10 protein-coding genes are annotated in these 12935 nt (G+C 60.4%); 8 read left to right on the top strand and 2 right to left on the bottom strand.

All coding sequences use genetic code 11. The features are described 5' to 3' along the window. Position 1 precedes the first annotated feature (1 nt). From murJ to HUS57_RS15720, 3 genes are all read left to right on the top strand, one after another. Positions 2-1600, top strand: a complete 1599-nt coding sequence (gene murJ, locus HUS57_RS15730; RefSeq protein WP_173934831.1) for a murein biosynthesis integral membrane protein MurJ — start codon at positions 2-4, stop codon at positions 1598-1600. Between the two features lie 305 nt (positions 1601-1905). After that, a complete protein-coding gene (gene polA / locus HUS57_RS15725) occupies positions 1906-4842 on the top strand; it encodes a DNA polymerase I (RefSeq protein ID WP_173934830.1) in 2937 nt (978 codons plus the stop codon). Positions 4843-4955: 113 nt separating this feature from the next. Beyond that, positions 4956-5723 (top strand): molybdopterin-synthase adenylyltransferase MoeB, encoded by a 768-nt coding sequence (locus tag HUS57_RS15720; RefSeq protein WP_173934829.1) that lies wholly within the window; start codon positions 4956-4958, stop codon positions 5721-5723. On the opposite strand, the gene HUS57_RS15715 is transcribed toward HUS57_RS15720, so the two are convergent. Further along, positions 5718-6563 (bottom strand): NlpC/P60 family protein, encoded by an 846-nt coding sequence (locus HUS57_RS15715; protein WP_173934828.1) that lies wholly within the window; start codon positions 6561-6563, stop codon positions 5718-5720. The two genes, HUS57_RS15720 and HUS57_RS15715, sit on opposite strands and share 6 nt — an antisense overlap. Before the next feature lie 12 nt (positions 6564-6575). After that, on the bottom strand, positions 6576-7943 hold the full coding sequence (locus tag HUS57_RS15710) for a leucyl aminopeptidase family protein (RefSeq protein WP_173934827.1): 1368 nt from the start codon (positions 7941-7943) through the stop codon (positions 6576-6578). Between the two features lie 165 nt (positions 7944-8108). Here HUS57_RS15710 and HUS57_RS15705 point away from each other — a divergent pair, with 165 nt between their 5' ends. The 5 genes from HUS57_RS15705 (at position 8109) to HUS57_RS15685 (ending at position 12918) form a co-directional block, all read left to right on the top strand. Beyond that, the gene (locus tag HUS57_RS15705) at positions 8109-8891 is read left to right on the top strand and encodes a tetratricopeptide repeat protein (protein WP_173934826.1); all 783 of its coding nucleotides are present in this window, start codon (positions 8109-8111) and stop codon (positions 8889-8891) included. 103 nt (positions 8892-8994) lie between these two features. After that, positions 8995-10119, top strand: a complete 1125-nt coding sequence (locus tag HUS57_RS15700) for an extracellular solute-binding protein (RefSeq protein WP_173934825.1) — start codon at positions 8995-8997, stop codon at positions 10117-10119. A gap of 57 nt (positions 10120-10176) precedes the next feature. Beyond that, positions 10177-11244, top strand: coding sequence for an ABC transporter ATP-binding protein (locus tag HUS57_RS15695; protein WP_173934824.1), 1068 nt, complete (start codon positions 10177-10179; stop codon positions 11242-11244). Beyond that, positions 11237-12118, top strand: coding sequence for an ABC transporter permease (locus HUS57_RS15690; RefSeq protein WP_173934823.1), 882 nt, complete (start codon positions 11237-11239; stop codon positions 12116-12118). The genes HUS57_RS15695 and HUS57_RS15690 overlap by 8 nt, the downstream gene beginning before the upstream one ends. Then, positions 12115-12918 (top strand): ABC transporter permease, encoded by an 804-nt coding sequence (locus HUS57_RS15685; protein WP_173934822.1) that lies wholly within the window; start codon positions 12115-12117, stop codon positions 12916-12918. The genes HUS57_RS15690 and HUS57_RS15685 overlap by 4 nt, the downstream gene beginning before the upstream one ends. Positions 12919-12935 lie beyond the last annotated feature (17 nt).

Genomic DNA, 12935 nt, shown 5'->3' with positions numbered 1-12935 from the left:
GATGAGCCTTGTTTCGAAATTCGCCAGTGTCGGCAGCGCAACAATGGCCAGCCGGCTGTTCGGTTTCATTCGCGAGGCGCTGCTTGCGGCGGCGCTCGGCGCCGGGCCTGTAACCGACGCCTTCTACGCGGCCTTCCGATTTCCGAACCTCTTCCGCCGATTGTTCGCCGAAGGCGCCTTCAACACGGCCTTCATTCCGCTTTTCGCCAAGGAGATGGAGGGCGGCGGCATTGAGGCCGCACGCCGCTTTGGTGAAGACGTACTTGCTGTCTTGCTTACAGCGTTGTTGGCGCTTTCAGCCCTGGCGATGATCTTCATGCCCGTGCTCGCGGCGAGTGTGGTAGCGCCCGGCTTCCTGGCCTCGCCGGAAAAATTCGACCTCACCGTTACTTTAACGCGCATCATGTTTCCCTACCTTCTTTGCATGTCGCTGGTGGCGATGCTTTCCGGCGTCATGAACTCAATGCGCAGATTTTTCCTCCCGGCCCTGGTGCCGGTCCTGCTTAACGTCATTCTCGTTGCGGTTCTGGCTGCTGCGCTTGCGCTGGACCTTCAGGCTCGCACAACCGGTCTGTGGCTTGCCTGGGGAGTGCTCGCTTCGGGCATCGCGCAACTTCTCATTTTAGCCAGAGCCGTCCGCCGCGCTGGCTTTACAATGCGCCTGCGCTTGCCGCACCTCACGCCCGCCGTCCGCCGCGTGCTGGTGCTAATGGCCCCGGCTCTTCTGACGGGCGGCATCATGCAGATCAACCTTCTGGTCGGACAGGTCATCGCCTCGGCACAAGAAAAGGCTATTTCGCTATTGAATTTCGCCGACCGGATAAACCAGCTCCCGCTAGGCATCATCGGTGTGGCGGTGGGGGTGGTGCTTTTGCCGGAGCTGTCACGTGCCTTGAAGGCCGGCGATGACCGGGACGCCCAGCACCTGCAGAATCGATCACTCGAATTTGCGCTCGGACTGACCATGCCGGCTGCAGTCGGCCTCATGGTCATGCCGGGGCCAATCGTTGCAGTTCTTTATGAGCGCGGAGAGTTCAGCCCGCTCGATACGCAAATGACGGCCACCGCGCTCGCAGCATTCGCATCAGGCCTGCCGGCCTATGTTCTCGCGAAGGTATTCCAGCCGGGTTTCTTCGCACGGGAAGATATGAGAACGCCGATGTGGTTCTCCCTCGTCTCCGTCATAGTCAATATTGGGATGAGCCTGGCGCTGTTTCCGCTTTACGGGCACTTAGCGATCGCGCTTTCGACATCTGCCTCCTCCTGGGTCAATGTATTGCTGCTCGCAATCACCTTGTGGAGGCGCAACGATTTCCGCCCTACGATCCTTGCCATCCGCCGCGTGGCGATGATTGTGCTTTCCAGCGTCGTGATGGGGCTCGTTGTATATCTCCTCAACGGCTTCTTTGCCAAAATCTTGACGAATGGTGGGTCTTTGGAGCGTGCTGCCAGCACTGGCTTCATCATTGCCGCCGCCGCACTTACATATTTCGTGCTCGCCCTCATCACCGGCGCTTTGGACAGGCGGGAACTCGCCTCCGCCTGGTCCCGGCGCCGCTGGCGCGCGGCGGGGCCTGTCGCTGACGACCGCAGCGCGTGAACCAGGAGCAAAAAAATGCCGCCGTGGCGGAGGGGAGCCACGGCGGCTTTGCATGAAAGTGCGGCAGCCCGGAGAGGGGGGTAAGGCTGCCGCTGTTTTGTCCGGTTCAGGCGGGGGACGAGCCTTTCCGGACTCGGCGAAAATATTGCCGATGCTCGTTATGTTGGTCGCTAAAATGGCTATTCAAGGCCCTCAAGATTATACGTTCGTAATATTTTTGTTACCAAACGGTGGTTGGCTCCTCATGGCAGCGTTGGGTTGATGCGGGATGGACAGGCGGTCCCTGCCGCGCTACCCGTTCAGCCATGAAAAAAGGCGACCATCTCTTCCTCGTTGACGGCTCGGGCTATATTTTCCGCGCCTATCACGCTCTTCCTCCCCTCAACCGCAAGTCTGATGGCTTGCCGGTAAGCGCGGTGCTTGGCTTCTGCAATATGGTCTGGAAGCTGCTTCGCGACGCGCGCGAAACGGCGTTGGGCGTCGCGCCCACGCATTTCGCAGTCATCTTCGATTATTCCGCCAAGACTTTCCGGAACGACCTGTATCCGGAATACAAGGCGAACCGGACGGAACCGCCGGAAGACCTGATTCCACAATTCGGGCTGATCCGGCAGGCGACCCGGGCCTTTGACCTGCCCTGCATCGAGATGGAAGGATATGAGGCGGATGATCTGATCGCCACCTATGCGAGGATGGCCAGCGAGGCAGGCGGCGACACCACCATAGTGTCTTCCGACAAGGATTTGATGCAGATCGTTGGCCCAACCGTCTCGCTATACGACCCGATGAAGGACAGAAAGATCAATGTCCCCGAAGTGATCGAGAGGTGGGGCGTTCCTCCTGAGAAGATGATCGACCTTCAGGCACTCACCGGCGATACGATCGACAATGTGCCAGGGGTACCCGGCATTGGCCCAAAAACGGCGGCGCAGCTTCTGAATGAGTACGGCGACCTTGAAACGTTGCTCGCCCGCGCGCATGAGATCAAGCAGAACAAGCGGCGCGAGAACCTTATAGCCCATGCCGAAAATGCACGCGTTTCACGCGAGCTCGTACGGCTCAAGGACGATGTCTCGGTAGAGGTGGGCGTCGATGCACTGGCGCTCAACCCGCCCAATGGACCAAAGCTGATCGCCTTTCTGAAAGCAATGGAGTTCTCTTCACTGACCCGGCGTGTTGCCGAGGCGACCGGAACTCACCCATCCGATATCGAACCTGCCTATGTCGAGGTTCAGAGGGGAGCAGAGGCACATGGGCCGGATCTTACCGTACCAGCCACTGGCGTCGGCGAGCCAGGAGCGGAAGGCGAAGTCGCACCTGAGCGCGACGAGGAAGCCGAGACGCCCGAGAAGCTGGCACGGAAGCTTGCCGAGGCTGCGTCGTCGGAGGCGTTCGACCACTCGCGCTATGTCTGCATCCGTGACCTGGAAACGCTGAACCACTGGGTGGACGAGGCACGCGAAGCGGGAATCGTTGCGCTCAATACGGAGGCGACATTTCAAGACGCGACGCAGGCGGAACTTTGCGGGATAGCGCTTGCCACAGCATCCGGCCGGGCTGCCTATGTTCCCTTTTTACACAAGAAAGGAGAAAGCGACCTTCTGGGTGGGGGGATGGTCGATGCGCAGATCGAGAAGGAAGCGGGCCTTGCCGTTCTGAGGCCGCTGCTGCAGGACGCTTCGGTTTTAAAGATCGGCCAGAATCTCAAATATGACTGGCTGCTTCTTTATCGCTATGGCATCGAGATCGCGCCGTACGACGATACGATGCTCATCTCCTACGTATTGGAAGCAGGGTCACAGGCGCATGACATCGCCTCACTCGCCGAGCGATGGCTGGGCCACAAGCCGCTTTCCTACACCGATCTGACAGGATCGGGCCGCTCCAAGGTGACTTTCGACATGGTCGATCTGGAGCGTGCGACCACTTTTGCGGCAGAGGAGGTCGACCTCACCCTCCGGCTCTGGAAGGTACTGAAACCACAGCTCGTAGCGAAGCGGCTGGTATCGGTTTACGAGCGCTTGGAACGGCCGATGATCTCCGTCATATCCCGGATGGAGCACCGGGGCATATCCGTTGATAGGCAGATCCTCTCGCGCATGTCCGGCGACTTTGCTCAGGTTGCTGCCGCGATGGAGGAGGAGATCTACCAGCTTGCGGGCGAACGTTTCACCATAGGTTCTCCAAAGCAGCTCGGCGAGATCCTCTTCGGGCGCATGGGTCTTCCCGGCGGCAGCAAGACGAAGACCGGCCAGTGGTCCACGTCCGCGCAAGTGCTGGAGGAACTGGCGGCAGCCGGCCACGAACTCCCCAGGAAGATCGTAGACTGGCGACAGGTCACGAAGCTGAAATCCACCTATACCGATGCGCTGCCCAGCTACATCAATCCCGAAACGGGCCGCGTCCACACTTCCTACTCGCTCGCCTCCACGACAACCGGACGCCTTTCCTCATCGGAGCCGAACCTTCAGAACATCCCCATTCGGACTGCGGAGGGGCGGAAGATCCGCACCGCGTTCATTGCCGCGCCGGGCCGCAAGCTGATCTCGGCCGACTACAGCCAGATCGAGCTTCGCGTCCTTGCCCACGTGGCCGACATACCCCAACTAACGCAGGCATTTGCAGACGGGCTGGACATTCATGCGCTGACGGCATCGGAAATGTTTGGGGTTCCCATAGAAGGAATGCCCGGCGAGGTGCGGCGGCGGGCCAAGGCGATCAATTTTGGCATCATCTACGGGATTTCGGCTTTCGGCCTTGCCAATCAGCTTGGTATCCCGCGCGAGGAAGCCAGCGCCTACATCAAGCGCTATTTCGAACGTTTTCCGGGCATCCGCGACTATATGGAAAGGACGAAAGCCTTCTGCCGCGAGCACGGTTACGTGGAAACGATCTTCGGCCGCCGCGCGCATTATCCGGAAATCCGATCGTCCAATCCTTCCGTCCGAGCCTTTAACGAACGAGCCGCCATCAATGCGCCGATCCAGGGCTCGGCAGCCGACATCATCCGCCGCGCCATGATGCGCATGGAGACGGCGCTGGCCAATGCTGGCCTTGGTGAGGTCGACATGCTGCTGCAGGTGCATGACGAACTTGTCTTTGAGGCGCCGGAGGACAATGTGGAGCGTGCCATTCCAGTCATCCGCACTGTGATGGAAGGTGCCGCCTGGCCGGCAAGGTCCCTCTCCGTTCCCCTGAAGGTGGACGCGCGCGCCGCCGATAATTGGGACGAGGCGCATTAGAAACTCCAGGAAGGGCGGATACCGGCTACCCCCCCCCCGCCGAACGGCGAAAACAAAGGATTGGATCATTGCAGCTTTTCCCTGAAAACCTGAAATGATCTATTGTTGTAAGCATGAACGGGATTGCACTTTCAGATGAGGAACTGGAGCGCTATGCGCGCCATATCGTGCTGCCGGAGATTGGCGGCGCGGGCCAGCAGAAGCTGAAGCGCGCGCGCGTTCTCGTAATGGGAGCGGGAGGGCTGGGCGCCCCGGTGCTTCAGTACCTTGCCGCAGCCGGCGTCGGCACGCTCGGCATCATCGACGACGATCATGTGTCCTTGTCCAATCTGCAGCGGCAGGTCATTCACAGAACCGCGGACGTCGGCAAGGCGAAGATTGAAAGCGCTGCGGCGGCGATCCGCGCGCTCAACCCCCATGTAGCCGTGGAGACGCATTCGCTGCGGCTGAACGCCGGGAACGCCCGTCCCCTAATTGCGCGCTACGATGTCGTGGTGGATGGCTCGGACAATTTCGAAACCCGCTATGTGCTTGCAGATAGCTGCGCGGGGGAGAAGGTGCCGCTGGTCACGGCTGCTGTCGGCCGCTTCGATGGCTCGCTCACGGTGCTGAAACCTTATGAAAGGCAGCCGGACGGGTCCCCCTATCCTTCCTACCGGGACCTTTTCCCGGAAGCTCCCCCACCCGGGCTCGTGCCCTCCTGCGCAGAGGCGGGAATTGTCGGCGCACTGACCGGCGTAATGGGCACGCTTGAAGCGATGGAGGCAATTAAGCTCATCACCGGAATAGGCGAGCCACTGGTGGGCAGGCTTTTGCTTTACGACGCCCTTTCCGCGCGCTTCGAGACGATGCATTACAGGGCGCGGAAGGTGGCGTCATAAAAGGCGACGAAACCCGACCGGTCGGCCATAGAACGGCTCAATCCGGCGGGTGGCTTCCGCAAGCGGCTCCCTCGATACGGTCATGGTGTAGCCATTCGCGTGAATGACATTCTCGTCATCGGTGAGAATCGCCACGTGTCCCCGCCAGAAGACGAGATCGCCTCGCTTGACTTCCGTTTCCACCTCGCTTCCGATATTCGCCTGCATGTACGTATCGCGGGGAACGCGCTGGCCCGCCATGAACATGGAGAGTTGAACCAAGCCGGAGCAGTCCAGCCCGAAGCCGCTTGCCCCTCCCCACAGATAGGGCGCGTGAATGAACTGTTCGGCTACTGAAACGAAATCGGTAAAAACTGCGCCGACAGGCAGAAGATGCCGCGCGATCATCGCTTCGCCGGAAGCAAGCACCGCATAGAGCGTGCCCCGGTTTTCGACTTCCTCGACGACCGCAACGCGCGCGCCCATGGAATGAGCAGTGACCGGCGGCGTCTTAAGTTCAGGCTCGGGATAGACAAAGCTGCGCGGAACGGAAACGACATGGGTTGACGCCGCCTGCGTCTGTGTCAGCGCGCTTTCCTCGACATAACCGACGTAGCGGTCGCGCGCCGCCTGCACCCATGCCCAGCCGGCCCCGCGCTCGAACACGCACACGCCGTCGCCATGCAGAAGCTGCGTATCCATGCCGGAATACCGGTCCGGAGCCGTATGGACATTCACCACCGGCATGGACACGAATGCCTCTTCACCAGCGACGAACCTTTCCGCTTCGACCTGTCCCGCAAGACGCTCATCTGCAAGATCGGGGCGAAAGGCATTAAGACGGCGATCAAGCGTTGTCATGGGTGCCCCCTTTCATGCTCCGTACCGGCGGTGAAGAAGCGCATCGAGGGCGCGAATGCCCTGTGCCTCGCCTCCCACCGGACAGGCAGGCTTTTCACTGGGGCACCATCCGAAAATGTCGAAATGGGCCCAGCTTTTCGCCCGCTCCACGAAACGGGACAGGAACAGTCCCGCCGTGATGGAGCCCGCGAAAGAATCAGACGTCACATTGCGGATATCGGCGACCTTGGAGTTCAGCTTCTGCGCATAGGGCGGCCACAGCGGCATTCGCCAGAGAGGGTCCGCCTCCTCATCGGCCACGGCAGCCAGATCGGCGGCGAGCAGATCATCATTCGTATAGAAGGGCGGAAGATCGGGGCCAAGCGCCACACGCGCCGCGCCAGTGAGCGTGGCCATGTCCACCAACAGTTCCGGTGCCTCCTCATCGGCGAGCGAAAGTGCATCTGCAAGAACGAGACGGCCTTCAGCGTCCGTGTTGCCGATCTCGACCGTGAGCCCCTTGCGGCTCTTCAGAATATCTCCTGGGCGAAAGGCATTGCCGGCAACCGCATTCTCCAGGGCCGGAATGAGTACGCGCAACCGCAGATTCAGCTTCGCCGCCATGATCATTGAGGCAAGGCCCAGCACATTGGCGGCGCCGCCCATGTCCTTCTTCATGAGAAGCATGGCCGTGGATGGCTTGATATCGAGCCCGCCCGTATCGAAACACACGCCTTTGCCGACCAGCGTGACCCTTGGCGCATCCTCCGGCCCCCAATGCATGTCGATCAGCCGGGGCGCTATCGATCCTGCCCGGCCAACCGCATGGATCATGGGCAGGTTCTGCTCCAGCAGATCATCGCCCGTTACGGCAGAGATTACCGCGCCATGAACCTGCGCGAGGCGGCGCGCTGCCTCTTCAAGCGCGTCGGGCCCCATATCATTGGCGGGGGTGTTGATGAGATCGCGCGAAAGGAACATGCCTTCGGCTATCCGGTTTGCTGTTTGTGCATCGGCTCCTTCGGGCACATCAAGGCTTATTTGCGAAGTATCCTTGGCGCCATAGCGGGTAAATGCGTACCCACCGAGCAGCATGGCAAGCGCGGCGAGCCGGGGATCAGGCAAGGGTGTCGCGAAACGCCAGTTCCCCGCGGGCAGTGCACGTGCAAGCTTGCCAAATACAAGTGGCGAAGGCGTGTCGCCAACACCAAAGAAAGCGCCCGCCAGTCCGCCCTTGGCTCCAGGAATCGTGAGCACGCTCCCAGCCGCCCCGCCAAAGCCGTTCGCACGCGCCCACGCACATGCTGCCTCGCCCGCTCCGGAAGCCTCCAGCTCTCCCCGTGCCACCACATAGATCGGCAGCGACATTTCTGTGTTTGCGGCGGTTAGGGTCACGGGCATGGCGGGGCTTTCCTTCTTGTAGCTTTCAAGAGCATGTGCGGATTAACACTCCGTTAGGGTTAACAGAATACGACTGCGGGAGGGAAGCTGCGAGAGGCACCACGTGAACATGGGGGATCGGGCGGGATGCTCAGGCGGGATGCAGCGCGAGGCAGTCGGCTTTTGATGACGGTGGCCGTGCTCAGCATAGCGGCACTGGCGGCCGGCTGCTCGCATAGCAAGCGCGGCGTCAGCAATGTCACCACCGGTTCCGTCGGCGCAGCGGCGCAGAGCCTGGCCAACCTTTCCGCGCCGCAAATCGAGGCCGAGGCTGAGAAGCTGGGCAAGAACTACATCCGCAATCCCGGCGACAAGGCCACCGCACTTCAATATGCAAGCCTGTTGCAAATGAGCGGACGGAGCGACCAGGCGCTTGCAGTGATGCGCAAGCTGGCCATTGATTATCCGAAGGACCGGGAAGTGCTTGCAGCCTACGGCAAGGCACTGGCAGCGGCTGGTGAGCTTGAACCCGCGCTCGATGCGGTGCGCCGGGCGCAGACGCCGGAATACCCGGACTGGCGGCTGCTATCGGCTGAAGGAGCCATCCTCGATCAACTGGGCCGCACGGATGCTGCGCGCGGGCTCTACCGGCAGGCCCTTGACATCAATCCGGACGAGCCTTCGGTACTTTCCAATCTGGGAATGTCCTACGTGCTACAGGGCGATCTCAGGACAGCGGAACTTTATATGAGCAAGGCCGCCGCCGCCCCCGGCGCAGACAGCCGCGTCCGCCAGAACCTGGCACTCGTTCTTGGCCTGCAGGGCCGCCTGGCGGAAGCCGAAAAGATCGCCCGGCAAGAACTGTCACCCGAACAGGCCGAAGCAAACATGGCCTATCTGCGCTCCATCCTCTCGGAAACGGATAGCTGGTCCCAAATTGCGCGAGAGGATGCCCGAAGGTCGAACTGACTGAATCTTCTGATGCTCATTTTCGTTGCTGCCCTTTCATCTGCATGTAACATGGCAAACTTAACCGCTTCCCATCGCAAGAGCGGAGACAGGGAGAAGGAACATGAGTCTGGTCAAACGGCGTACATTCATCAAGGGAGCCGGGTCGCTGGCGGGGCTTTCGCTTGCTGCCCCGTTCATCTCGCGTACCTATGCTCAAGGGTCCTCCGGAACCGTCAACATTTTCGCATGGGCCGGCTATCTCAGTGACGACATGCTGTCCGCTTTTCAGGAGGCAACCGGAATCAGGGCAAACTTTACGCCCTATGGCACCAATGACGAGCTCCTCAATCAGCTACGCGCCAATAATGGCGCCGGTTTTGACATCATCTGGCCGACCGTTGACCGCGTGCCCAACTATGTCGAGTATGGTCTGGTGCAGCCGATTGACGAAACGAAGGTCGATGTCGACAAATGCCTGCCCAGCGCTTGGAGCAACTCAGAAAATCTGGGCGCTGTCGTTGAGGGAAAACGCTATCAGGTGCCGACCGACTGGGGTACCGAGGCGCTCGCCTTCGACAAGGACCAGGTGCCCCTGGAATACGGAGCAGCTTCTTACGGCGATATCTGGAAGCCGGAGATGGAAGGCAAGGCCACCGTGCGCGGCCATTCTGGCCTGGTAGGTCTCGGCCTCTGGCTGGAATCGGAAGGCAGGCTTCCCATGCCCATGCTGGAGGCGTTCAAATCGGAAGATAATATGATCCAGATCTACGATGTCATCGTAGAGGAGGCGATTGCCCGCAAGGCAAACATCGCCCAGTTCTGGAACAATGAGAACGAGGCTCAGGGCGCCTTCCGCGTCAACGGCTGCGCAATAGGACAGACCTGGGATTCCACCGCCGCGGCGCTGATCAGGGAAGGGCTGCCTATCGGCTTCGTGGCACCCAAGGAAGGCGCGCTCACCTGGATGGAGGGCGTTGCCATCCCCTCCGGCGCAGAAAACATCGAGCAGGCTTATGCCTTCATAAACTGGTTCCTCACGCCGGAAGCGGGCGCCATGTACACCAATGCCACTTCCATCAACTCCACTGCTGTGGGTGCGGAAGAACTGATTTCCGAGGAGGCCAAGGCATTTTTCGCGGCGGCCTATCCGGGCGACGCGCTGGAGAAGCTGTGGTGGTGGCCGATCCAGGAGAACTGGTTCGTTGCCAGGCGTAACGAGTATCAGGACAGGTTCCTGTCGGCCTGACGCTTACCTACCGCGGGGGCGTATTTCAAAGCCCCCGCCATTTTCCCCGGGCAGCGAATGTCGCATTCGGTTGAGTTACAGAATATCGGCATGGCCTTCGGGCAGACACGGGCCGTCTCCAATGTCTCTCTTGTTGTGAGGGGCGGGGAGTTCTTCTCGATTCTTGGACCCTCCGGCTGTGGAAAGACGACGATCCTGCGCATAATTGCTGGGTTCTTGCAGCCGACTGAAGGCAAGGTTCTTATCGGGGGCCGCGATATGCAGGGTCTCGGGCCGGACCAGCGCCCCACAGCGATGATCTTCCAGTCGCTTGCGCTTTTTCCGCTCATGCCCGTCTGGGAGAACATCGCTTTCGGCCTTGAGGCCCGCGGTGTCGCCAAAGCCGAACGCCGCAGGAAGGCAGACGAACTACTGAAGCTGGTGGCGCTTGAAGGTTATGGAGAGCGCATGCCGGGCGAGCTCTCAGGGGGGCAACGCCAGCGCGTTGCCATCGCCCGCGCGCTTGCCGTTGAGCCCCAGGTGCTACTCCTCGACGAGCCGCTTTCCGCACTTGACCTGAAACTGCGCCAGCACATGCGCGCGGAGTTGAGAAGCCTGCAGCGTCGCACGGGCGTCACCTTCATCTACATCACTCATGACCAGTCGGAAGCGCTTGCGATGTCCGACCGTGTGGCGGTAATGAGCAACGGCGTGCTGCAGCAGGTGGGTAGCCCGCGAGAGCTTTATGATAATCCCGCCACAGCCTTCGTAGCTGATTTCGTCGGCGAGACGAACGTAATTGCCGGCAACGTCACCTCAATCGACGATGGCATCGTTACAATCCAGAGCGCTCATGGCACCCTTCGCGGGCGGTTAGGCGGCGGACTCATCGAAGGCAATTCGGGCAAGCTTTATGTTCGCCCCGAAGCGCTGAAACATGATGGTTCATCCGGTAACCGGCTTGAAGCTACCATAGAGCGCATCGACTTCGAAGGGGCATTTGCGCTTGTGCATGGCAGCCTGGATGACGGCATGCCTCTCATTGCATCTATTACAAGCACCGAGCTTTCGAACGCGCCCGGCGTGGGAGCCCGCGCAGTCTTCTCGTTCAAGGACGTAAACGCGGTGGTGCTGCCCGATGGCTGAGCTCTTCCGCCGTTTCGGCGCCGGACTGAGCACCATTTTTCTGGGCCTCGTGGCAGTCTGGCTTGCCGGCTTGGTGCTGGCGCCGAATATCATGATGGTCGATTATGCACTGCGACCGAATTTGCCTCCCGCAGAGATCGGCGGCCCGCGCGACGTTTATTCGCTCGACAACATACTTTATCTGGCCAATGAGAGCGTTCACCGTGCCATCTTTTTCAAGACGGTCTGGGCCAGTGCGCTCGTGGCTTTCGTCACGCTCGTCGTGTGCTATCCCCTCGCCTACTGGCTGGCGCAAACTGCTTCAGCACGGCAGACCGGCATCGTTCTTCTCGCCCTCACCATTCCCTTTTGGATAAACGAGGTGTTACGCACGCTCGCATGGTATATCCTGCTTGCCTTCCGCGGCCCTCTGAACGCTCTGCTGCTTTGGCTCGGCGTCATAGATCAGCCGGTACGTTGGTATGGCGATGTAGGCGTGCTGGCAGGTATGACTTACGCCTACATTCTCTTCATGCTTTTCCCGATCTACAACGCAATTGAATCGCTTGAAAAATCCCAGATTGAAGCGGCGCGCGATCTCGGCGCCTCCGTCTGGCGGACGCATCTGCGGGTGATCATACCTCACGCCAAGGCGGGCATAGCAACAGGTTGCGTCTTCACCTTCATGCTAGCCGCCGGCAGCTATGTGGCCCCTGCCCTCCTCGGCGCGCCGGGCAGCCGCTGGTTCACCGAGATTATCTACAACTGGTTCTTCGAGGGCGGCGACTGGAACCGTGGGGCCGCCTACGCGATGGTGCTGCTCGTGCTGTGCCTCACCGTGGTGCTCATCACGCTGAAGATCGCTCGCGTCAACCTGACGGATGTGGCAAAATGAGCGTGGCTGACCGAATCGCCAGAGCATTGTTCGGCTTCTACTTCGCGGCCTTCTTCGTCTATCTCTTCGCGCCGCTTACGATCATGGCGGTAGCCACCTTTAACAAAAGCCGCTTTCCCACTGTCATACCGTGGCAAGGCACCACTCTCCAGTGGTTCGATGAGTTGTGGGCCGACACCGGCATGTGGCAGTCGCTTTGGACGTCCATCGTGGTGGCCTTCTTCGTGGTGCTCCTCGTGCTGCCCATCGGCACAGCGGCCGCCCTGCTGCTCACAAGTCTTCATGCACGCGCACGCAGCTTCATGTACGCCGTCATGGTTTCACCGCTTCTGACGCCGGGCGTGGTGATTGGCATTTCCACACTGGTGTTATGGCGGCAACTCGGTGTCGGCGGCGGTGTTTTCCTGATTGTGCTGGCGCAGGCCAGCTTCATTATCTGCTACGTCATGCTGATGGTGACCGCCCGTCTTCAGCGGTTCGACCGGATTCAGGAGGAAGCGGCACTTGGACTGGGCGCCTCGAAGTTCATGGTCTTCCGTCGAGTCATCCTGCCATTTCTGAAACCTGCGCTCCTTGCCGCCGGTTTCCTGGCAATCCTGCAGTCCATCGAGAACTACAACACCACGCTTTTCGTGCGCGGTTTCGACACGCCGCTCACCGTATACATCGCTACGAAGGTCCGGACGGGGCTTACACCCGCCGTCAATGCGCTGGCGCTCATCATGATCGCCGTCACCATCTTCGGCGCGGTGCTTTACGAGGTGGTACGCCGACGCTCTCGCGGGGTAGCGGTGCGTTGAAAGCGGACCACAGCTAT

The organism is Chelativorans sp. Marseille-P2723 (assembly GCF_902809845.1).
GTDB lineage: Bacteria > Pseudomonadota > Alphaproteobacteria > Rhizobiales > Rhizobiaceae > Chelativorans.
The sequence above is the reverse complement of the archived record's forward strand: the minus strand, read 5'-3'. Positions and strand labels throughout refer to the sequence as shown.